Below are 23,254 nucleotides of genomic sequence, written 5' to 3' on the forward strand. Positions count from 1 at the left end.
TTTATATCAAAACTGCTAAAATTATACGTGAATCCAGAGCGGAGTGGTTTAAATCCATCGGGATAATATTGATTAACTCAATCGAATTGAGCTATATCCGAGCAGGATGTTAACAACAACAGTAAACAATCGTGCATCTTTTTTGTAAGAACGAGTGCATAATATAAAACTTATTGATTAAGGTAATTTAGACCTTAAAAGATACCAACAAATAACGAATCGGGTTACAGGACTGTATATGACTGCGGTGTCAAGTGTTTATGCACAACGCTTTTTAATGACATTATTTTTGATTTCTTTTGGCATTTATTTATTTCTTGCCACAGTAACCTATACACCGTTTGATCCGGGTTGGATGCACATTTCCAGTGATACCCAGCAGGTTTCAAACGCCAGCGGTGTAGCAGGCGCTTGGATCGCAGATTTACTGTTCGGTTTCTTGGGATGGGCAAGCTTGCTGATTCCTTTATTTTTGTTTATTGAAGCCATTCAAGTCTGGTGGCCAAGAAGCTTTCTTAACCGTCCATTTCGTTATGCTGCCCAGTTTTTCTTGATCCTGTCCATTTCCAGCCTCTTGTATCTGCACTGGAATACACCAGCAGATACCTTGGACAATGCGGCTGGAGGAATCATTGGTTATGAATTGGGACAGAGCTTATCGCAATTACTGACCATTTATGGCGCAACCTTGTTCCTACTTGCATTCAGTATCTTATTACTGACCTTAGCTTTTGGGATTCAGTGGAACAAGACCTGGGCTACATTGAAAAATACGCCTGCTTATTTACAAGATTTATTTTATAAAAATGTACCTCAGCATGAGTCTGCGTATGACCTGACTGAGCAATTGGCAGCCGCTGATACACCAGCAATTAAGAATAAAACCCAAAAAGCGTCTGAACCAACGTCTGAAACCGAAGAAGCTAAAGCCAATCAGGTTCAGGCAAAACTGATTAAAATTGATGATTCACATCATCAGTTGATGGCAGAAAAACTGTTCGCTGATGTGGTTGCAAAAGAACAGCAACAAAGTACTCAACCCGCACCAGCGGAACAACTTGAAGATTTTGAGCAAACCTTACAGCGCGCGCATCAATTTGAAAATGAAAGCCAGCGTTTAGTACAAACTGGTGAAGTGTGGCGTGCATTGCAACGCGATGATGCAAGTCATAAGCAAGAGATTGATGCCTTATTAAGAGCGGCGGATGATTCTGCCAATGCGGCTCATCCCTATGCAGCGCCTACTGCACATGTTGCAACGCAGACGACCAGCCACAGTAATTTAGATTGGAATGATGATCAAATCTTTGATGAGTTATTGGCTGCTGTTCCAAATAGTAAGACGGCGACAGACTTACACACCCCATTTACCCAAGAGCCTCAGGCACATTCTGCCCCTCAGGTTACTGAGGTCGAATTTGAAGCAGATATCGAAGCATTGATTAATGAATCTGCAAGACCAGCAGCTGTACAGCCTGAGACTGCACCGATTCAAAATGTAATACATCCTATCCAAGAGGATGTTCATCGCATCACTGGGCAGCAAGCAGACGATTTTAGCGATCTTATGGTTGAAGAAGAGCCTAAACAAGTGCCTGCTCGAAGCACAAGTTATGCGCAATCCTCTGCTTTTGTAAAAGCACCGATTGAGGTTTCAGCGGCGCCGAAAGAAACCCTGTCTAAAGAAGCCTTTCTCGAAGCATGGCAAGAAACGGCAGGTAAAGCTGATCCAGATGTGGATTTAGATATTGAAGATGATTTTGATCTGGATGCGCCGTTAACAGATGCATTTGGTCGTCCGATGTCACGTGCCATGCAAGTTGCGCAAAAACGCCGTGATCTACCGACTTTACCAGGTCTGGAATTGCTGGATGAAGTTGATCCAAACAAAAAGGTCAATTTTACCGCTGAGCAACTCGCACGTCTTTCTGAGCTTTTAGAGATTAAACTACAAGAGTTTAATGTGAAGGCTCAGGTGGTCGAAGCCCAGCCAGGACCCGTCGTAACACGCTTTGAACTGGATCTTGCACCAGGTGTAAAAGCCTCTAAAGTGACCAACATTTCACGCGATCTAGCACGTTCAATGTCGATGGCATCTGTCCGTGTGGTTGAAGTGATTGCAGGAAAACCATATATCGGAATTGAAGTGCCGAATAGTAGCCGTGAAATGGTACGCTTGATTGAGTTATTGAAAACGCCAGCTTTTGAAGACCCTGCGGGTTTGCTTTCTATGGCGATGGGTAAAGATATCTCAGGTAATCCTGTCATTACTGACCTCGGTAAAGCGCCACATATGCTGGTTGCGGGGACCACAGGTTCTGGTAAGTCGGTTGCAGTCAACTCGATGATCCTTTCGATGTTATTGAAGTACACACCTGATCAGTTACGTTTGATTCTGATCGATCCGAAACAGCTCGAATTGGCTAACTATAATGATATTCCACACTTATTAACGCCTGTGGTCACTGACATGAAAGATGCGGTCAGTGCTTTAAACTGGTGTGTCAATGAGATGGAACGCCGTTATAAATTGATGTCCTTCTTGAAAATTCGTAAGTTGAGCGACTATAACCGTAAGGTCGAAGAAGCGATTGCCAATGGTGAAGACCTTATTGATCCAACATGGAAAGCCAGTGATTCGGTTGTCGGTGAGCGTGCACCGCGTTTGACGCCGTTACCGTCGATTGTGATTGTTGCGGATGAGTTTGCTGACATGATCATGCAGGTCGGTAAAAAAGCGGAAGAAATGATTACCCGTTTGGCACAGAAATCGCGTGCCGCAGGGATTCACTTACTGCTTGCAACACAACGTCCTTCGGTTGACGTGATTACAGGTTTGATTAAAGCCAATATTCCAACCCGTGTTGCATTGCGCGTAAACAGTAAAATTGACTCACGTACAATCCTTGATGCAGGTGGCGCAGAAGACTTGCTCGGTCATGGTGATATGTTGTTCTTAGGGCCTGGTAAAATCGAGCCTGAGCGTGTGCATGGTGCCTTTATTAGCGATGATGAAGTGAACCGTATTTGTGATGCTTGGCGTGAACGTGGTGAGCCGGATTATGTTGATGAAATCCTGACGCCATTTGATGAAGAGCCAAGCTCACGTGGTTTTGAAGATGGTGATGGTGATCCAAGTCGTGATGCGCTGTACGATCAATGTGTATCGTTCGTTTTAGAGACACGTAAAGCATCGACCTCATCGCTACAACGTAAATTTAGCTTAGGTTATAACCGTGCGGCGCGCATTATCGACCAAATGGAAGAGAATGGCATTGTCAGCTCAATGGGTGCCAATGGTAAGCGGGATATTCTGGTTTAGAAATTATCTGCTAAAAAAAGCCTCTATTGATAGAGGCTTTTTTATTGATTAATCTTTAGGTTAGGGCAAACGATATTACTTTATGCTGATCCCATCAATAGGCCCGCGAGTACTAATAGCCACAATAGTGAGCCAATAATAATGACAACCACATGTGCAGTACTAAACTTTTCTTGGATTAGGCTATTAACTTCATCAGACTGTGTTTTGGCATAGTTAAATGCAACAAAAGCAGGAATCATGAAAATAAAATTGAATAGGCTAATCAACCAATAAGGATCAGGCAGATTACAGGCAAATGTTATGAGTAGATAGCCAACAAACATCCATGCTGCTGAGAATGATCGCGTATAGCCATTTTCTTGGGCATAGCTTTGAATCTTATTAAACAGCGAATATAAGAAGAAGATTGAAAAAATGGCACGCACGGCAGGCATAATTTTTAAATTATCTTTGATTGCAAAAAATCGCCATGCTTTAAACATCCACCAAATTTGATATAAACCAAAAGAAATGATGGATAAGACGATAAACTTCTTCATGCTGATAATTTTCAGATCAGCAAGGTGGTGTTTTATTGGTGGGGCTTCAATTAAATCAGTGTCTGAGTTTGTCATTGTCTTTCTTGGAAAATAGGTTGCTGAAAATAGAATTGTTTTGGTCTTATTTTAATAAATTGAAAAATAGTTAGATGGCAGTCTTTAGATGATGCCACATAATTGAAAGTCTGAGTATAAGTAGTACAGATACATTATGTGGCTTTATTCGAGAAGTACTTAAGCAAACTTTGCCAAAACTTCCAAGAAACCATCTTTTTGGCGTGGGAACTGCGCAATCACATCATGAATGCGTTGTCCTTCAGGATTGGTTGCATTGAGATCACGACCATCTGCCAAAAACTGGGTAATCAAGCGCTCATAGTCATTTGGACGCATATGTTTGAATGCATGATAAAGCACATGAAAGTCAGCATTTACGCCAGTTGGAGGAAGTTGGTTAAGGTAGGCAAACACACGCTCATCTGACCATTCTTCATTGAAAGTTGCTGGCTGTGATAATGCCATGACAATCTCCTCAGTCTTATAAAATAATAAAGGCAAAATACTTGGAGTGGGGGGAAGTTCTACTTTCCAAATCCACCCGCGTATTCTGCCTTTATTTGCGAAAAATCGCTAATGAAAAAACTTCTATCGATCTTCAGGTAAATTGATATTCATTTCTAACATTTCGATATTTGCTTCTGAACGAACTTGCATTTGAATATGCTGTTCATCCACACCACGAACATAACGACTCACCACCTGCATGATTTCTTTTTTCATTTGGTCGATTTTGTCTTGGCCTAGGCGACGACCTAAACCTTGTTCAGAGGCAACAATCACCTTTAAACGATCTTTGGCAGTTTGTGCACTTGATGGTTTTTCATCACTGCTAAAAAGTTTACTCCAGAATCCTGCCATAATTACGCTCCAAATAGTCTAGCTAACCAACCTTTTGGCTGTACTGCAATGTGTCGATAAGGACGGTCTTCACCAAGGAAGCGAGCCACTAAGTCATCATAGGCTTGACCCGCTTTTTCTTCTGCATACAGAATCACTGGCTTACCTTCGTTTGATGCTTGAAGCACGCTTGGACACTCAGGAATGACGCCCAATGTCGGCACTCGTAAAATATCTTTAGAAATATCGTCAATCGTAAGCATTTCTTGACGATCAGCACGTTCAGGGTTGAAACGCGTGATACATAGATGCTTACGAATACGACCTTCGTTTTGTTCAACTTTCTTGGTCTTGCTATCGAGCATGCCAATAATACGGTCTGAGTCACGAACCGATGAGATTTCAGGGTTGGTAACAATGATGGCTTCATCAGCATGATACATTGCTAAAATCGCACCGCGCTCAATACCGGCTGGTGAGTCACAGATGATGTAATCGAACTCTTGAGAAAGTTCATCAATCACACGTGCAACACCTTCATCGCTCAAGGCATCTTTATCACGGGTTTGTGATGCAGGGAGAATGTACAAGTTTTCAATATCTTTATCACGGATCAGCGCTTGTTGTAAGCGTGCTTCATTATTAATGACATTGACGAAATCATAAACAACGCGGCGTTCGCAGCCCATGATCAAATCTAGATTACGTAAACCTACATCGAAATCAATCACAACAGTTTTATGACCACGTAGGGCTAAACCTGTTGCAAAAGATGCGCTTGTTGTAGTTTTACCTACACCACCTTTGCCTGACGTTACGACAACAATTTTGGCCACCGAATCCACTCCTATTTATGGTCATACGCCCCTAAAAGGGCTTATTTGGTGCTTTAAAACTCAATTCAATAAATTAAAACTGCAAGGCTTCAAATTCAAGTTCTTGCTTGTTATTTAAATAAATATGTACAGGCTTTTTGATCATATCTTTGGGAATATCATCTGCTACACAATAGGTTCCTGCAATCGAGATTAATTCTGCTTCTAAAGAGTGACAGAAAATACGTGCTGCAGCTTGCCCACCTGCACCTGCAATGACTCTACCACGAGCATTGCCATAAATGTGAATATTTCCAGATGCAATCACTTCTGATCCACTATTCATGCCCGCATTTAGGATAATATCGCCTTGATCTTGGACCAAACATTGGCCTGTCCGCAAAATCTCATCATGATAAGAGGTGATATATGCATTCGATGTGTTTTTTTGTGGTGTTTGTATTGCAGCATTATCCGCTGTTTTTACAGGAGCATGATCAACCACTTGTTCTTTAGATGCCTTGATGCGCTGTAAGGGCTGATCGGCAGGTAGAACAGGGAATTGGATCGCCCGAGCTTCATCACCCAAAATGCCATCAATGACGGCCATCGGTTGTAAACCTAAATCAATTAAAAGCTGAATTAACGCAATCAGCTCTTGTTCTACGGTACTGTCAATAATGACGAGTGTACCAACATAAGAACCTTCATTCAGTGTACTACTCAGTTGCTGTCGGATTGCATTATGGTCATTAGTGTCAAAAGTCAGACGACTAAAATTCACCATTCTGCCCGTAATCCGTATATCAGCCATAATTTATCCTTCAGGGCTTTTTAAGCGCTCTATTGTGTTGAAGCGTGTTGTAAATAAAAGCAAATGCTAGAACAAATTACACGAATTCTCTAGCTTGATTGGTAATTTTTCTTGTAATCATTCTGCTTTTTTATCCAATTGATCAGATTCTTGCAAAGTTTGCTGCCATTGTTTGACTTTGACCTGTTTCCGAATCGCTTCAAGGCTTTCAAATACGACGGATTCGACCAATTCTTCTAGGTAGTGATTGTCAATATTTAGCTCACTGACCTGTTGTGCAATATATTGATAATTTTCGTTCGGTCTTTGTGCTGAACCAGAAGTAAATGGTTCAATTAAACCTGCACTGATGTTTTCACCTAAGCGTTGCCCGATACTTTGTATTTGTTGTTCGATACGTCCACCCACAATCGGGATCAGACGCAACAATTGGGTGAGCTCAGGGGTATCTTCAATGGCTTGATTGACAATAATACCGACTTTTTGAGTGATCACGGGTTGCTGTTGTTGTAATGCGGTCGCCAAGGACTCTTGTAACATTGAGCTCAGTGTCACGGTAAAGAGTTGTCGATGATGATCGACCAGATCATGAATAATTTTTTTATGGCTAGAGCTGGTTTGTAATTCGTGTCGAATGCCATCAATCACCGTAATCACAACACGATCAGACAGCTCTTCCATCACCACACGATAATAGAAAATCGCTTTGACCCGAATGCCATCGGGGACAACCTTATAACCGAGTTCATGGAGTCGATAAGCGATGATTCCAGCACGGAATAAACGTAAAAAACGTAAATGTGGAATAATGGCTAAGATTTCATACCAGTGAATAAAGGGGAAAAACCACCAACGGGCATGATGCTTTTGTGCAATCGAAATAATCCAACGCACAACCAGTTCAACAATCAAAAAGATAATGAACCATGCTTCAGTGGTAATCACCCAAGGGTGTAAATGGGTGCGATAAAAATCCAGCACACTGGAGAGATGGATAAAGTTGAAAAACCACGCCCCGATATTACTCATCAGGAAAAAGTTCATACCTAAGCAGAACAAGTTAAAAACAATAATAAACACCATGAAAATGTCATAGACGAGAAACAGCTTGAAAAACACACTGTTCGGATTGACATAGTTATATTTAGAGTTTTGTCCTGAGTCCTGTTGGGTCATGTCTTTACTCAATTCCTGATGAGAATATTAATTATATTTTGCTTTCATTTGTGAAATCAGCTGGTCTTTTTCAGTCCAGATTTGATCAACCCATTTTTGGAAACGTTCACGGTAAACAGGATCATCTTCATAATTGCCACCGAGGACCCAGTCTGGAATTTCTATTTTACGTAAATCGACGGCAATACGAGAGACATCGCCCAACCAAAACTCACCATAACCGGGTGCACCATCAGGATAGACGATGGTCATATCCACCAAGGCATCAATTTGATCCCCCAGAATATTGAGTGCTAAAGCGAGGCCACCCGCTTTGGGTTTGAGGAGATTTTGAAATGGGGATTGCTGTGCAGCATGTTTTTCAGCAGTAAAGCGGGTGCCTTCTAAATAATTTAATAAGGTAAACGGTTGACTCAGCAACTGTTCACAGGCCTTACGCGCTTCCAGCATGTCTCGTGATTTCAGCTCTGGATTTTTGGCAATTTGTTCTTTGCTATGCCGTTTCATCATTGGGAAGCCCAAAATTTTAAAGGCTTGCCCCACAAAAGGAATAAAAATAAGTTCCCACTTGGTAAAGAAACGGGTGAGGGGCATACGAGTTAAACCAAAATACTGATTCACCGTCGTATCGACCCAACTTTGATGATTACACATCATCAGGTATCGCCCCTGCAAATTCAGATCAAGTTGTTCATCAATACTAATGTCCCATTGTAAATTTGGCAGGACATTGTCAATTAACCAGTTGTTTACCCCTAACCAACTGTTGGTAATTTGAATATTGGTTTCATCCACTTTGGCTGATTTTTTAAATAATTTAGTGAGACCGAGTGCCAGTACGGGAGGACCATGAAAAAAGGTGCTGCCTGTAATCACTGAACTAACGGTTAATCCTTTACTGACTTTTTGCAATAGGGATGCTTTTTTATTAGCGGTAGCCATAAATCGAACCTTGAGTGCATATGTTTGAAAAAAGAGATGTTCCAACTATAAACAACAGATGTTGAAATACAACTGTATATTTTCAGATATTGACATTTTTTATAGATTCAAATGCGTAGATTGGTTTTTATTGGTAAGAGATAGAGACTATATTGTCAAGTTTGCTTGTAAATTGCGCGCTTTTATTTTGTGATGTGAGTCTCATTATGGTTTTATTCTGAGAGAAGTGTAACAATGAAGAAATTATGTTGGTGTGATCAAGTAAAATGCATCAAAATATTACAAAACTACTAATAAAGTGTTTATTATTAACAAAAAATCAATGGTCTAGCGCCATTTTCTCATTCATCATTTGTCCAGACAACAAAATACATAGACAGGAGCAACGCAATGCGTGCATTAGTAATTTCAACACTCGTAGGGGCTGGATTGGTACTTTCTGGTTGCCAAACGACTGGTAATAACATCGGTGGCGTTGAATACGATAAATCTGCTTTAGGTGCGTTAATTGGTGCAGCAGCAGGTTACGGTGTATCTAAGGGTAACGCAAATACAAGTAAGCAAAACAACCGTGCTGCAGCAATTGGTGCGGTACTTGGTGCAGCTGGTGGTTTATATCTCGATAACAAAGAGAAAAAATTACGTGAACAAATGGCGGGTACTGGTGTAGAAGTTGGTCGTAACCCAGATGGTTCGGTTCAATTAATCATGCCAGGTAGCATTACGTTTGATACTAACAAATCAAACATCAAACCTAACTTCTACGGTACTTTAAACAAAGTAGCGCAAACTTTAGGTGAAGATAACAAGAGTGCGATCTTAGTAACAGGTTATACAGATAACACAGGTAATGATTCAATCAATATCCCATTATCTCAAGCACGTGCTCAATCAGTGAAGAACTACTTAGCTGGTCAAGGTATTTCTGGTAGCCGTATCGATGCACAAGGTTTAGGTTCAGCGAACCCAATCGCTTCAAACGCGACTGCTGCTGGTAAAGAGCAAAACCGCCGTGTAGAAATCAGCATTTATGCTAAACAGTAATTTTTACTGATTTCAAAAAAGCCACCTTCGGGTGGTTTTTTTATTGCAAATCAAAATAGGCGACAGGCTACGGCGTGTTATTTGGATAAGGCATCATAATTTATACATATCCCTAGATTTACTATTGGGATTCTAAAACAGAGATGTCTATAATTGTGCTCGAAAAATCAGGCTCGGAAACGAGAGAGGTATAACCATGTCATCTGCCAGTCAACTTAATGACAAGCAACTTGAGGCCATGAAATATGTTCAGGGGCCATTGTTGGTACTTGCAGGTGCAGGTTCAGGCAAAACCTCTGTAATTACCCGAAAAGTTGCCTTTTTAGTACAGCAATGTGGTATTCCTGCCTATCGTATTACCGCAATGACCTTTACCAATAAAGCCGCCCGTGAAATGAAAGAGCGTGTCGGAAAATTGTTGTCACGTGAAGAAGCCAAAGGGCTTTCGGTCTCGACTTTCCATACGTTCGGTTTAAATTTACTCCGTCTTGAATTAAAACATTTACCGCTTAAAAACAATTTTTCGATTTTAGATGCCGATGACTGTAAACGAATCTTGATGGATTTGATGCAGCGTGACAATTTATCGGGTGCTGAGAGCAAAGAACTTCTTGCCAAGGCGATGAAGAAAATTTCAGACTGGAAAAATGATCTGATTGTCCCCGAACAAGCACACTCAACTTGTGAAACGGTTGAAGATGTCCAGTTTGCACATCTATATCAGCTCTACGAGCGCAATTTGCGTGCCTATAACGCCGTTGACTTTGATGACTTGATCGTGATGCCAACACGTTTGCTTCAGGAAAATGCAGAAGTGCGTGACAAATGGCAGAACCGTGTTCGTTATTTATTGGTGGATGAATATCAAGATACCAACACAGCACAATATACCTTGGTGAAGTTGTTGGTTGGGGTGATGGGGCAGTTTACTGCGGTAGGTGATGATGACCAATCCATCTATGCTTGGCGTGGTGCAAAGCCTGAAAATATGGCTTTGTTAAAAGACGATTTTCATAATCTCAAAGTGATTAAGCTGGAACAGAACTATCGCTCGACCAGTCGTATCCTAAAAGCAGCCAATGCGGTGATTGAAAATAATCCGCATATTTTCGATAAGAAATTGTGGAGTGATAAAGGTCACGGTGAAACCATTCGTGTCATTACCTGTTTGAATGATGATGATGAAGCGGAACGTGTGGTGAAAGACCTGATCACGCATAAGCTGATGAATGGTAAAAACTGGAAAGATTATGCGGTGTTGTACCGTGGTAATTTCCAAGCGCGTGTGATTGAAACCCAACTGCGTCAGATGCAAATTCCGTATAAGTTGTCAGGTGGTCAATCCTTCTTCGCACGTGCTGAAATTAAGGATGTGATGAGCTATTTACGTCTCATCATTAACCCAGAAGATGACAGTGCTTTCTTACGTATTATCAATACGCCTAAGCGTGCCATTGGCCCAGTCACGTTAGAGAAACTCGGTTTATTTGCCCAAGAAAACACCTTGTCTTTATTGACGGCATCGTCAGACCAACGTTTAAGTATGGTGTTACCGAAAAAAGCAGCAACACAATTACATGAGTTCGCTGATTTTATCGCGACCTTCACCCGTGAATTGCTTGATGATGATGAGCCGATGCCGAAAGTGCGTCAGATGATCAACGAAGCTGGTTATATCGACTATATCCGTGAGCAGGCAGCGACTCCTGCGCAAGAGAAAACCAAGCTCGACAGTGTCGAAAGTTTATATAGCAGTATTCAAAATTTATTGAATCGTACCGATGATGTCGATGAGAAAAATATTGAAAGCGTGATTCGTAAACTAGTGCTGTTGGATATGCTTGAGCAGCAACAGGAAGAAGAAGACACCGATAAAGTGAACTTACTAACCTTGCATGCCGCCAAAGGTTTGGAGTTTCCTTATGTGTATATGATTGGCCTAGAAGAAGAGTTGTTGCCACATAAGAATTCGATTGCATCGGAAACCATCGAAGAAGAACGCCGTTTGATGTATGTAGGCATTACTCGTGCGCGTCAAGGTTTGACCCTGACTTTGGCAGAGCAACGTAAGAATGGTGGGCAAATGCGTCAAATGACACCAAGCCGTTTCTTGGATGAAATGCCGCAAGATGATTTGGAGTGGCATGGTCGTAAAAAGAAACTGGCGCCGAATGTCGATCCAAAAGAACAAGCTCAGCAATACCTTGCCAATTTAAAAGCATTATTGAAACGTTAAGAAATTGTAAGTAGGAAATTTTAATGAAAGTTCAAGTTAAAGTATTAGATGCCCGTTTAGGTCAAGAGTGGGCTTTGCCTTCTTATGCAACCACAGGTTCTGCAGGTTTAGATTTACGTGCCTGTTTAGATGAAGCAATTGAGATTGCTGCGGGTGAAACCGTTTTAGTGAAAACTGGCTTGGCGATTTATATCGAAGATCCAAACTTTGCGGGTTTGATTTTACCGCGTTCAGGTCTCGGTCATAAACATGGGATTGTGTTAGGTAACTTGGTGGGTTTGATTGATTCTGATTATCAGGGAGAGCTCATGGTGTCAGTTTGGAACCGTGGACAAAATAGCTTCCGTTTAGAACCAGGTGAGCGTTTAGCGCAATATGTCTTGGTTCCAGTGGTACAGGCAGAGTTCGAACAAGTGAGCGAATTTGTTGCGACTGAGCGTGGTGCGGGTGGCTTTGGACACACTGGAAAACAATAAACTTTTCAGTAATTATCACTTTAAATGCAATGTTTTGCTGAAAAACGTTGCATTTTTCATATTGATTGTTGCCTCGATATATATTACAAAGCAGCTGATTCATTATTTTAATTTTGCTGAATAAGGGTTAATTAATTTCTTAATAGTTTCTGCTTTTTTTATGGATCATAAGATTATAAAAATAGGGGCTTACAGTGAATATACAACATACATTTCCGCTGAGTATTTTCCGTGCTTATGATATTCGCGGAAAGCTCAGTAATTTAACACCAAATATTATTAGCTCGATTGCCTATGCTTTAGCTGCACAATATAAAAATGCTGAACAGACAGATGTGGTGATTGGTTATGACGCACGTTTAACCAGCCCAGCTTATGCTCATATCATTCAACAAATCTTTGAACAGCAAGGATTAAAGGTCATTAATATTGGCTGTTGTTCATCGCCAATGATGTATTACATTGCTCGTGATTTTGGTGGCAATGGGATTATGGTGACCGCAAGCCATAATCCAAAGTCTGATAATGGAATTAAATGGATTCTAAAAGGAGAACCACCTACACCTGAAGTTATTCAGCAAGTTGGGCAATTTGCACAGATTTCGTTAATACATCGAAATGATTCACTGCTTTCAGAAAATTTGACACATCAGATTATTTCTAAATACTGTTTGCAATATCAGCAATCATTATTGACCGATATTCAGTTAGCACGTCCTTTAAAAGTGGTTCTAGATGGATTAAATGGTTCGGCAGGGCGGTGTGCCAAATTGGTTTTAGAAAAATTAGGTTGTACGGTGATTGCTTTGCGCTGTGACGCCAATGGCCATTTTCCCGACCATGCCCCAGACCCCTCCCATGCTGAACATTTAAGCAAGTTACAAGTCGCGATTGTGACTGAAAAAGCCGATCTTGGGATTGCTTTAGATGGTGATGGTGATCGTGTGGTTTTACTGGACGAGAATGCGCACATCATTAGTCCTGATCGCTTATTGTCATTATTTGCCCAGATTTGTTTGCAACAGCATCCGCACAAAGAAATTGTATTTGATGTGAAATGCTCAAGTATGGTGGCAGATACGGTGCAGCGATTAGCTGGGCAAGCCAAAATGATTCGTACAGGCAGTAGTTTCTTACGTGCTTATCTGTCTCAATCTCAAGGGACAGCGGTCTTTGGTGGGGAGTATGCTGGCCATTATGTGTTTAATGATGGTCGTGGCTTTGGCTATGACGATGGGCTATATGCCGCATTGAGAGTGATGGAGTACCTGACCCAATCTAGCGCAGCCAACCTATCTGAATTATTGGAGGCTTACCCAGAACGCTACTGTACTGAAGACACCTATATCAGTACCCATGATGTCAATCCACAACAGGTTTTAAATGATATTGAAATTTTAAGTCACCGTTTGGGCGCACGTTTAAGTAAAATTGATGGTGTAAGACTTGATTTTGACGATGGATTTGGCATTATTCGAGCATCAAATACTGGCGAATATTTTACCGTGCGGTTTGATGCAGATAATCAAACCCGATTAATTGAAATTCGTCAGACCTTTGTTTCTATGTTGCAAACGCAATATCCGCAGATTGCACAAGAACTCGCACTGGCTTAATAAGGAGAGACGCATGCCACATGAGCATATCGGCATTGATAAAGCAAAAATTTTGATCGAAGCTTTGCCGTATATCCAACGTTTTGCAGGAAAAACGCTGGTTGTAAAATATGGTGGTAATGCGATGACAGATCCAGAGTTGGAAAGTTCATTTGCCCGTGACATCGTGTTGTTAAAAACCGTGGGTTTAAACCCGATTGTGGTGCATGGTGGTGGTCCACAAGTGGATTCACTGTTGAAACGCCTTGGACAAGAATCTGATCGTATTGATGGGATGCGCGTGACTGATCAAGCCACCATGGAGGTGGTTGAGATGGTGTTGGGCGGTAGCGTCAATAAATCGATCGTGAATCTAATCAATAAGCATGGTGGCCGCGCCATTGGTTTAACGGGCAAAGATGGCAATTTACTGCGTGCACGCAAATTGCTGATGGAAAAACAGGAAGTAGACGGTTCGATTTCACAAATTGATTTGGGTATGGTCGGTGAAGTCACTGGCGTAAAAACTGATGTGCTGGAAATGTTTACCCAAAGCGATTTTATCCCCGTGATTGCACCATTGGGTGTGGATGAAGAAGGCAATACTTATAACATCAATGCGGATCTTGTGGCGGGTAAAGTTGCAGAAGCATTAGGTGCAGAGAAGTTGATTTTGCTGACCAATATCACAGGGGTATTGGACGAAAATAAAAATCTATTGACTGGTCTAAGCACACAAGAAGTTGATCGCCTGATCGAAACGGGTGTGATTTATGGCGGTATGATTCCTAAAGTGGGTTGTGCATTAGATGCCGTTAAAGGTGGTGTAGTGAGTGCGCATATTGTAGATGGCCGTGTACCACATGCAAGTCTATTAGAGATTTTTACCGATCATGGTGTCGGTACATTGATTACCAACCGCGCCAAACATTAATTCACTCTATTGATTTTAAAAGAGACCTTGAGAGGTCTCTTTTTTCGTCATGAGTTGTTCATGTTTTAGTCATTGCAATGTCATTTAAGCGCTTTAAGGTAGGTCTAGTCATAAGGAGCTTTCATTATGCTAGAAAAATTAAATCAATATCGCCAGACATTGACTTTACCTTTACGCCACAAACCAGCTCAAAATCAATTCCGTTTTGAATGGGTGGATAATTTAAAAGAATTACAAGAAGTACAACGCTTTAGAGCGACACAATTCAGCCATCAATTTGGGATGCGCTTTGAAGACGGTTTAGACCAAGACTTATATGATTTCGGTTGCGAGCACGCGGTATTACGTGAAAAATGGACAGGCGAAATTGTGGCCTATACACGGCTTAAATTGTTCCAAGGTCATGAAATCGGGCAGAGCTATAGTGCTCAAGAATTTGAAATCGTTCCACAATTCTCTCATTTACCCAGTATTCTCGAAATTGGACGAACTTGTGTTCATCCAAAGTTCCGTTCGGGTAAAGCGCTCTCTATGCTATGGTTGAATCTGACGCCTAAAGTACTGTGGTCGATGCGAGCCAAGTACTTAATGGGCTGTGTCAGTATTCATTTAGAAGATAATTTGGCGCGTGCCTATTATACCCATCGCCAGATTCAGCAGTTGGGTGAGCATCAGACGATTGATATCCGCTCAAAACGTAGCTTTGAACCCGAGCGTCCTGACTATAGTTTTCCACAAGATGAACGCATGCCAAAGCTTTTCCAAACTTATTTGGGTATGCAATCGAGATTGTCAAAACAAGCATTTTATGATGAAGATTTTAAATGCTTGGATTATTTTGTTTTCCTTGAAGTGAATAAGATTGCCACTTCTTTTGTGATGAACAAAATGGTGCAACGTTAGTACCTTATCATTCTTAATCTAATAGTGAGCACATATTGAGATTTACAAGGTATCTCTCCCTCATGCACAATAGGCATAGATGTTAGATAGTTAAAAGATATGTGCCAGCTATTAGGAATGAATTGCGCCACCCCGACAGATATTACATTTTCTTTTCGTGGGTTTTCACAACGCGCAGGGGTGACCTCTGACCACTGTGATGGTTTTGGGATCGCTTTTTTTGAAGATAAAGCCTGCCGATTATTTGTGGATAATCAATCTGCAGTCGAATCTCCTATTGCTGATTTAATTCGTAATTATCCAATCAAGTCTCGTAATGTGATTGCGCATATTCGTAAAGCTACGCAAGGTAAAATCAATTTAGAAAACTCACATCCTTTTTTACGTGAGTTATGGGGCAGACATTGGATTTTTGCCCATAATGGCGATTTACATGATTTTAAACCTGAGTTAAGTGGCCGTTTCGAGCCAGTAGGTAATACTGATAGTGAACTGGCATTTTGTTATTTACTGGATCAATTTGTTGAAGCCTTTGGCTACACCGAACCCAGCCTAGAAGAAATCTTTGCACTATTACAGCGGATTGCTCCGCAGATTGCAGAGCACGGCACATTTAATTTCTGTTTATCAAATGGCAAGGCGCTATTTAGTTATGCCACAACCAAACTGCATTGGTTAGTCCGCGAATATCCATTTCAACCTGCCCATTTAATTGATCTCGATGTTGAAGTCGACTTTAGTCAAGTAACCACGCCTGAGGATCGGGTTGCCGTGATTACAACGGAGCCTTTAACGCATAATGAAGCATGGACAGCATACCAAGCCGGGGAAATGATTTTATTTCAGCACGGTAAGCCGATTCTGCATGCCTTGACTCGAGTGGAGCGTTTAATCCGCGAGGCAGAAAACCCAGCCTTAAAACGAGTAACTAAAGCAGACCAGTATTAATATTTAAAAAGGTATTAATAATATATATATTAGATATACCTTTTATGGGTAAAACCTTCTTATTTTTTAGTTATTCTAATAAAATTAGATAGATATTTTTTCTAACTGGTTAAAAAATACTTGAGCGTTTTGATTGGTTAAAATATTAAAATAAATATAAAACAAGGGTTTAATTTATTTTTCTTATAAATAGTTAAAATCTGACAAAAATGCTGTGTTTTTATTTAATTGCTTTGTCGATATTATATTCTTATTCAATAAATCAAATATGGTTTGGGGTTCGATCTGGGTATGAAATGGTCTGTCGAATATAATACAGGAATCGAGGTGATTGATGATCAGCATCGTCGTATTCTCGATTATATTAATGAAATTGATGAATTAAATGAGGGCGATGATCGGGCAAAATTAAAAGGTATTTTGGATAATATCATTGATTATACCCAGTCTCATTTTACTTTTGAAGAAAGCTTACAAGAAGAAGCAAACTATAAATATCGCGTACCACATAAGCGTGTACATGACTTATTTATCAAAAAGATAGAGACTTATCGTCAACGTTTTGAGTTGGGACAAGAAATTGATAGTGAGCTGCATGAAGCACTATCAAAATGGTTAATCAACCATATCCGCCATGATGATGCAGATTATGTGGGCGCTGTAAAGGAAAATATGATTGGAATCATTAAGGAAAATGAAAAGAAAAAAGGGAAAAACTGGTTTTCTCGATTCTTCTCATAATAATAAGACAATAATAAAAGACCCCTTATGATAAATAATAATAAGGAGTGGTATGAGTGAACATAAGGGGTTTACTTAATAATATAATAATTCGTGCGCAGCAAATCATCGTAAGGTGATTTGCTTCTTTCTTTCGATATCTTTTGTTTTGATTTTCAGGCGTGAGAAAGGCAAAATAGATTGAATATTTCATTGCAAACTCCATAAAGCGCAATGAGCTCAAAGATTTTTCAAGGAATGCATTATGCAGGACACAACTCTGTCACGCTGGCTTGCACCAGTGATGGCGTTTTGCCTATCTTTTGTCATGATTACCACATTGGCGCCTACTGTTGGAATCCAGATCGATCGTCAATTCGATTTCTGGCTACTGTGGTTAGGCACCATGATTTTATTGGCATTACCTATCGGTTATCTTGAAATTGCTTTAGCTAAACGTTCGCAAACGACTGCATTACAGGCACTTTCTAGCTTAACACGTGATGCAGATGCGTCACCAAAATGGCGTATTGTGGGATGGTTGGCGGTTGTTTTTGTCCCATTTTTTGCTGGCAGTATGCTGATGACAGCAACACAGGTGACCAGCCAACAACTTGGATTAGATCTCTCAAGCCAAGTGGTTTTTGCGATTTTTGCGGTTGTGGCATTGGCACTGTCTTTTATTCCTCGTCAGTTTTTAATCGTTTTAACCCTGCTCGGGGTACTCGCTGCACTCGTACTTGCCAATGTGATGGGAACCCATTTACAAGCATGGCATTGGACGGGTGTCGAGTTTAAGGAGTGGGGCAATGCGACAGTACTTGCTTTGGTCGCAAGTGGTTTAGGCCTCGGTTTATATTGGCAGAGTAGTTTAGCAGCAGTGAAGCAGCAAGATGCCGCTACAACTGCGGTATTGCCGATTTGGGTGGCACAACTGCTTGCGGTGATTGCATTTGGCTTTTTCTCAGTTCAAACACAGCTTCCAGCGTTAGTATGGGTTTTTGCGGCAACACTGTCTGCTGCCTTATTAATTCAATTTGCCAAAGAGCAATTGGCGCAGCGTCAACTTGCGATTGTGATGCAATGGCTCATTTTACTAGCGGCAATTGCTATTTGGGCTGTGCCACAAGTCGAGCAAATTTTTAATACCTTGTTAATGTTATGGGGACTAGTGATTTGCCTAGTTTATGCATTGTTTGCTGGCTGGATTATGAAGATTAGCCATTTGCGCAAAGCGATGGGCTTTAGCAATGAGCTGTTTTATAACCTCTGGCGTATTGCCATCCGTATCGTGTTACCACTTTCAATTGTGGTGGCAATGATTGCAGTGATTGGGCAAGTGCTGTAATGGAGCAGGTTCAACAGGTTTGGGTGGCTTATGCATCACCTGAGCAGCAATTTCATCTCGCAGTTCGTTTTCATGAAGGTATGACGGCGCAACACGCGATTGATGCCAGTGGCTTAGCTGAGCAGGTAAGCTTGCCAGAGCTTTTGCATTTGGGAATATTTGGTAGCAAGATTGAAGCAGATACCGTGTTGCATGCGGGTGATCGTGTTGAGATCTATCGCGCGCTTACCATTAACCCGAAAGATATTCGGCGTAAGCGGGCGGCGAAGAATCCAGTTGGGCGATTTATTAAAGGTAATCGTTTTAGACCATCAAGCTCATAAAGAAAACCCCTCACGATTGATTCGATGAGGGGTTTCTTTTTACGGGAAAGCCGTTATAGTGGTGGCGCAGTCAAAATCGCTTCTTTTGATGCCGGTAAACCAGGTTGTGACTCTGGAATCGTATCTAAACCTTCCAGGCGTTCGACATTACCATTCGCATCAAAATAAACTTTTAGATGTTGACCGTGAGCCGCAGGTATTTTTGCTTTTTTCGCATAAGTACCTGGGATATAGTTGTAGATGTAGTCCCAACGTTGTGGATTCAGTGGATCTGTCACTGTTGGACTACCAAGCAAGAAACGGACTTGCTGAAAGCTCATGCCCACTTGTACTTGAGAAGCTTGTGCTTTGGTTAATGGTGTTCCCTGTGGAATATCAACTTTATAAACACCAAAGACTGAACAACCGCTAAGTACTGAAGTGACGAACAACGCCAGCATGATTTTTTGCATTTTGCTACACTATCCTGATAAATGATGATGCATTTGGTTCAAGGATAGATCATACTGCATCTAAACTCTATTGCCTATTCCAACTTAAGATTTGTTGAGAGACCTTTTTTTATGCCGATTTCCAATCAAGACTTACGCAAAGCTGGACTTAAAGTTACCCTTCCTCGTATTAAGATTTTGGAATTATTAGAAAATTCAAAACAACATCATTTAAGTGCTGAAGATATTTATAAAACCTTGCTTGAACAAGGTGAAGATGTTGGCTTAGCGACGGTTTACCGTGTGTTAACACAATTCGAAGCTGCAGGTATTATTCAGCGTCACCATTTTGAAAACAATCACTCTGTTTTTGAAATCATGCAGGAAGATCATCATGATCACCTTGTTTGCTTAAATTGTAATAAAGTTATTGAATTTACAAATGATATTATCGAGAAAGAGCAACATTCAGTTGCAGACCAACATGGTTTTGCTCTAACTGGACACTCTTTAAACCTATATGGTTACTGTAGTGATGCAGAATGCCAAGAGGCTTATCGTAAAAAATAAGCGCGATTGCGTTAAAATTTAAAAGTTCACGAAAATTGAACAAATAAAAAAGGGAAGGTTACAAAAACCTTCCCTTTTTTAATGGCTTAATTTGAATTATTGACCATCAAAGGTGATATTGCGGCTAGCACTCAATAACTGGTCTGCGCCTTCTTCTGACAGTTTGATGGTCAGGCGTAGGTCGTTTGGTGAATCCGCATGCTTTAAGGCATCTTTGTAGGTAATTTGCCCAGCTTTATAAAGATCAAATAAGGCTTGGTCAAAGGTTTGCATACCCAATTCGCGTGAACGTTTCATCAGATCTTTAATCTCATGAATTTCACCTTTACGGATATAGTCAGCCAAAAGCGGCGTATTAATCAAAATCTCAATTGCAGCGCGACGTGAATTCCCATCTGGTGTAGGAATCAATTGCTGTGCGACGAGTGCTTTTAAGTTCAGCGACAAGTCCATATATAATTGACTATGACGATCGGCTTCAAAGAAGTGAATGATACGATCGAGAGCTTGGTTGGCGTTGTTGGCATGTAGGGTGGCAAGTACCAAGTGACCTGTTTCGGCAAAAGCGATGGCATAGTCCATGGTTTCTCGTGAACGAATCTCACCAATCAAGATCACATCAGGTGCCTGACGTAGCGTATTTTTCAGTGCAATTTCAAATGAGTCAGTATCAATCCCAACTTCACGCTGTGTCACGATACAGCCTGCATGTTGATGTACAAATTCGATCGGGTCTTCAATGGTGATGATATGACCTTTCGAGTTTTGGTTACGGAAACCAATCATGGAAGCCAAGGAGGTAGATTTACCTGTTCCTGTTGCACCAACGAAGATGATGATGCCACGTTTGGTCATCGCCAATTCTTTGAGGACTTCAGGTAGCTTCAAATCGTCCATGCTTGGAATATGCGTTTCGATTTTACGCAGTACCATGCCTGGCATATCACGTTGCTGAAAAGCACTGACACGAAAACGGGCTGTCTTTTCACGGTTCATGATCGCGAAGTTACATTCACGCGTCTCTGCAAACTCTTTACGCTGCTTGTCGGTCATGATGGATTGAACCAGTTGACCTACAATTTCCCCTGAAAGTTTCGATTTAGAGACAGGCACGATCTGCCCGTTAATTTTCATTGAAGGTTCAACATCCGCAGTGACAAATAAGTCCGATGCATTTTGTTGAATCATCAAATTGAGTAAATCATTAAAGTCCATGATATTTCTCTAATCCATTTATTTTTATAGGAATGATTCAGGTTGTTTGGCGACAGTACGTGCAGTTTGTGGGCTAATTAAACCTTTAGATACCAATGTTTTGAGGCTTTGGTCCAGTGTGGTCATCCCGTAGTTAGCACCCGTCTGAATGGCAGAATACATTTGTGCAACTTTGTTTTCACGCACAAGGTTACGAATCGCTGGAATACCGATCATGATTTCATGTGCAGCAACACGACCACCACCATTCTTTTTCAATAGTGTTTGAGAAATGACGGCCTGTAGAGATTCAGACAGCATGGCACGTACCATGTCTTTTTCTTCTGCAGGGAATACGTCGATAACACGGTCAATGGTTTTTGCTGCAGAAGTGGTATGCAGTGTACCAAACACCAAGTGACCCGTTTCCGCAGCGGTCAACGCCAAGCGGATGGTTTCTAAGTCACGCATCTCACCGACCAGAATAATATCAGGGTCTTCACGCAGTGCTGAGCGTAGTGCTGCATTAAATCCGTGTGTATCACGATGCACTTCACGTTGGTTGATCAAACACTTTTTCGATTGATGGACAAATTCGATTGGATCTTCGACAGTTAAAATATGGTCATAACGGTTTTCGTTAATATAGTCGATCATCGCTGCAAGGGTCGTCGATTTACCCGAACCCGTTGGGCCTGTGACGAGTACAATTCCACGAGGATAATCACAAATTTCTTTGAAAATTGAGCCTAAACCCAAATCTTCCATGGTTAACACTTTAGATGGAATGGTACGGAACACCGCACCGGCACCACGGTTTTGGTTAAATGCGTTAACACGGAAACGGGCAATATTCGGTACTTCAAATGAGAAGTCAGTTTCTAGATCTTCTTCAAAATCACGGCGTTGTTTATCATTCATAATGTCGTACACCAAGCGATGTACATCTTTATGTTCAAGTGCTGGTAAGTTAATACGACGAACTTCACCATCCACACGAATCATAGGAGGCATACCCGCTGAAAGGTGTAAATCGGAAGCACCGTTTTTAACTGAAAAGGCGAGTAATTCTGTAATATCCATAATTTCCCCGAAACAAACTAAAATGTCTCATTATTTTGTAGAATAATATAAGGCTTTCATTCGGGCTTACCAACACCTTAAAGAATGGAAAGCAAAAAAAGATTTCGTAAATGAGAACTGTGTCAATGAATCAATCGTTACAATCCCGCCAATCTGTTTTAAATCAAATAGAAAAAGCTTGTCAGCGTGTACAACGCGATCCTGCAACGGTGCAATTGTTGGCTGTTTCCAAGACACATCCTAGTGCTAGCCTTCGCGCAATGTATGCAGTCGGGCAACGTGGTTTTGGTGAAAATTATTTGCAAGAAGCGCTAGAAAAAATTGAACAACTACAAGACTTAGAAATTGAATGGCATTTTATTGGTCATGTACAACGTAATAAAACCAAACATCTGGCGGAAAAATTTGATTGGGTGCATGGGGTTGATCGTTTGATTATCGCTGAGCGTTTATCTAGTCAACGTTTAGATGCTCTACCACCGTTGAATATTTGTCTGCAAGTGAATATAGATGGTCAAGATTCTAAAGATGGTTGCCAACCTGCTGAGGTGGTTGAGTTGGTTCAGCACATCAGCCAGCTTGCAAATATCCGTTTACGTGGTTTGATGGTGATTCCTACACCTGAAAATCATGCTGCATTTACTGATGCTAGAGTGCTATTTGAGCAAGTGAAAGCTCAACATGCGCAACCGCAAGACTGGGATACCTTGAGTATGGGCATGTCCGCTGATCTGGACGTTGCAATTGCGGCGGGTTCAACTATGGTTCGGGTGGGAACTGCATTATTCGGAGCAAGGGATTATTCAAATTCATCTAAAGTGAATTGAATAATAAGGTGTAGAAATAAAGAACAAATTACAATTATATAAAATATCTATGCTGCTGAAAAAAATGGCATAAATTAGAATGACATGGTGATTCATTTATATTGAAGCTCAATA

Annotated in this window: 23 protein-coding genes; 13 read left to right on the top strand and 10 right to left on the bottom strand. The window is 41.0% G+C overall.

Annotated elements, in window-relative coordinates; genetic code table 11:
• Positions 1–238: 238 nt before the first annotated feature.
• Positions 239–3,322 (top strand): DNA translocase FtsK, encoded by a 3,084-nt coding sequence (locus V6E90_RS01360; RefSeq protein ID WP_332604274.1) that lies wholly within the window; start codon positions 239–241, stop codon positions 3,320–3,322.
• A gap of 80 nt (positions 3,323–3,402) precedes the next feature.
• On the opposite strand, the gene V6E90_RS01365 is transcribed toward V6E90_RS01360, so the two are convergent.
• The 7 genes from V6E90_RS01365 to V6E90_RS01395 form a co-directional block, all read right to left on the bottom strand.
• Positions 3,403–3,939: a DUF4234 domain-containing protein gene (locus V6E90_RS01365; RefSeq protein WP_065342673.1), complete on the bottom strand. Its 537-nt coding sequence runs from the start codon at positions 3,937–3,939 to the stop codon at positions 3,403–3,405.
• A 159-nt stretch (positions 3,940–4,098) separates the two neighbouring features.
• A complete protein-coding gene (locus tag V6E90_RS01370) occupies positions 4,099–4,386 on the bottom strand; it encodes a PA4642 family protein (RefSeq protein ID WP_005150979.1) in 288 nt (95 codons plus the stop codon).
• 123 nt (positions 4,387–4,509) lie between these two features.
• Positions 4,510–4,782: a cell division topological specificity factor MinE gene (gene minE / locus V6E90_RS01375; RefSeq protein WP_004655180.1), complete on the bottom strand. Its 273-nt coding sequence runs from the start codon at positions 4,780–4,782 to the stop codon at positions 4,510–4,512.
• A gap of 2 nt (positions 4,783–4,784) precedes the next feature.
• Positions 4,785–5,597: a septum site-determining protein MinD gene (gene minD, locus V6E90_RS01380; protein ID WP_016541963.1), complete on the bottom strand. Its 813-nt coding sequence runs from the start codon at positions 5,595–5,597 to the stop codon at positions 4,785–4,787.
• 73 nt (positions 5,598–5,670) lie between these two features.
• Entirely contained in the window at positions 5,671–6,390 is a 720-nt protein-coding gene (gene minC, locus V6E90_RS01385) for a septum site-determining protein MinC (protein WP_004655177.1), read from the bottom strand.
• A gap of 117 nt (positions 6,391–6,507) precedes the next feature.
• Positions 6,508–7,566, bottom strand: a complete 1,059-nt coding sequence (locus V6E90_RS01390; protein WP_278493224.1) for a preprotein translocase subunit SecA — start codon at positions 7,564–7,566, stop codon at positions 6,508–6,510.
• Positions 7,567–7,593: 27 nt separating this feature from the next.
• The gene (locus V6E90_RS01395) at positions 7,594–8,508 is read right to left on the bottom strand and encodes an acyltransferase (RefSeq protein WP_332604280.1); all 915 of its coding nucleotides are present in this window, start codon (positions 8,506–8,508) and stop codon (positions 7,594–7,596) included.
• A 390-nt stretch (positions 8,509–8,898) separates the two neighbouring features.
• On the opposite strand from V6E90_RS01395, the gene V6E90_RS01400 reads away from it, so the two are divergent.
• The 10 genes from V6E90_RS01400 to V6E90_RS01445 all read left to right on the top strand — a co-directional run bounded on the left by V6E90_RS01400 (position 8,899) and on the right by V6E90_RS01445 (position 19,035).
• Positions 8,899–9,552: an OmpA family protein gene (locus tag V6E90_RS01400; protein WP_016541960.1), complete on the top strand. Its 654-nt coding sequence runs from the start codon at positions 8,899–8,901 to the stop codon at positions 9,550–9,552.
• 196 nt (positions 9,553–9,748) lie between these two features.
• Positions 9,749–11,788 (top strand): DNA helicase Rep, encoded by a 2,040-nt coding sequence (gene rep / locus V6E90_RS01405; RefSeq protein WP_016541959.1) that lies wholly within the window; start codon positions 9,749–9,751, stop codon positions 11,786–11,788.
• A 23-nt stretch (positions 11,789–11,811) separates the two neighbouring features.
• Positions 11,812–12,264: a dUTP diphosphatase gene (gene dut, locus V6E90_RS01410; protein WP_005205429.1), complete on the top strand. Its 453-nt coding sequence runs from the start codon at positions 11,812–11,814 to the stop codon at positions 12,262–12,264.
• A gap of 194 nt (positions 12,265–12,458) precedes the next feature.
• On the top strand, positions 12,459–13,880 hold the full coding sequence (locus V6E90_RS01415; RefSeq protein ID WP_278493232.1) for a phosphomannomutase/phosphoglucomutase: 1,422 nt from the start codon (positions 12,459–12,461) through the stop codon (positions 13,878–13,880).
• A 13-nt stretch (positions 13,881–13,893) separates the two neighbouring features.
• Positions 13,894–14,793 (top strand): acetylglutamate kinase, encoded by a 900-nt coding sequence (argB, locus tag V6E90_RS01420; RefSeq protein ID WP_332604283.1) that lies wholly within the window; start codon positions 13,894–13,896, stop codon positions 14,791–14,793.
• A gap of 126 nt (positions 14,794–14,919) precedes the next feature.
• A complete protein-coding gene (locus tag V6E90_RS01425) occupies positions 14,920–15,696 on the top strand; it encodes a GNAT family N-acetyltransferase (RefSeq protein ID WP_159413645.1) in 777 nt (258 codons plus the stop codon).
• A 99-nt stretch (positions 15,697–15,795) separates the two neighbouring features.
• Entirely contained in the window at positions 15,796–16,644 is an 849-nt protein-coding gene (locus V6E90_RS01430; RefSeq protein ID WP_032865781.1) for a class II glutamine amidotransferase, read from the top strand.
• A gap of 285 nt (positions 16,645–16,929) precedes the next feature.
• Positions 16,930–17,385 carry a bacteriohemerythrin gene (locus V6E90_RS01435; RefSeq protein WP_004655155.1) on the top strand — a complete coding sequence of 152 codons (456 nt, stop codon included), beginning with the start codon at positions 16,930–16,932 and terminating at the stop codon, positions 17,383–17,385.
• Positions 17,386–17,629: 244 nt separating this feature from the next.
• Positions 17,630–18,712 (top strand): hypothetical protein, encoded by a 1,083-nt coding sequence (locus tag V6E90_RS01440; RefSeq protein ID WP_332604284.1) that lies wholly within the window; start codon positions 17,630–17,632, stop codon positions 18,710–18,712.
• On the top strand, positions 18,712–19,035 hold the full coding sequence (locus V6E90_RS01445) for an RnfH family protein (protein WP_016541953.1): 324 nt from the start codon (positions 18,712–18,714) through the stop codon (positions 19,033–19,035). The genes V6E90_RS01440 and V6E90_RS01445 overlap by 1 nt, the downstream gene beginning before the upstream one ends.
• Before the next feature lie 53 nt (positions 19,036–19,088).
• Here the strand turns inward: V6E90_RS01445 and V6E90_RS01450 are convergent, their stop codons facing one another.
• The gene (locus V6E90_RS01450; protein WP_004655148.1) at positions 19,089–19,487 is read right to left on the bottom strand and encodes an outer membrane protein assembly factor BamE; all 399 of its coding nucleotides are present in this window, start codon (positions 19,485–19,487) and stop codon (positions 19,089–19,091) included.
• A gap of 111 nt (positions 19,488–19,598) precedes the next feature.
• Here V6E90_RS01450 and fur point away from each other — a divergent pair, with 111 nt between their 5' ends.
• The gene (gene fur, locus V6E90_RS01455; protein ID WP_004655147.1) at positions 19,599–20,036 is read left to right on the top strand and encodes a ferric iron uptake transcriptional regulator; all 438 of its coding nucleotides are present in this window, start codon (positions 19,599–19,601) and stop codon (positions 20,034–20,036) included.
• A 96-nt stretch (positions 20,037–20,132) separates the two neighbouring features.
• On the opposite strand, the gene V6E90_RS01460 is transcribed toward fur, so the two are convergent.
• Together V6E90_RS01460 and V6E90_RS01465 are read right to left on the bottom strand one after the other, a co-directional pair.
• Positions 20,133–21,251 carry a PilT/PilU family type 4a pilus ATPase gene (locus V6E90_RS01460; protein WP_004805191.1) on the bottom strand — a complete coding sequence of 373 codons (1,119 nt, stop codon included), beginning with the start codon at positions 21,249–21,251 and terminating at the stop codon, positions 20,133–20,135.
• Positions 21,252–21,275: 24 nt separating this feature from the next.
• Entirely contained in the window at positions 21,276–22,313 is a 1,038-nt protein-coding gene (locus V6E90_RS01465; protein ID WP_004655144.1) for a type IV pilus twitching motility protein PilT, read from the bottom strand.
• A 125-nt stretch (positions 22,314–22,438) separates the two neighbouring features.
• Here V6E90_RS01465 and V6E90_RS01470 point away from each other — a divergent pair, with 125 nt between their 5' ends.
• The gene (locus tag V6E90_RS01470) at positions 22,439–23,140 is read left to right on the top strand and encodes a YggS family pyridoxal phosphate-dependent enzyme (RefSeq protein ID WP_332604285.1); all 702 of its coding nucleotides are present in this window, start codon (positions 22,439–22,441) and stop codon (positions 23,138–23,140) included.
• Positions 23,141–23,254 lie beyond the last annotated feature (114 nt).

Source organism: Acinetobacter sp. ESBL14, assembly GCF_036668815.1.
GTDB lineage: Bacteria > Pseudomonadota > Gammaproteobacteria > Pseudomonadales > Moraxellaceae > Acinetobacter > Acinetobacter gyllenbergii.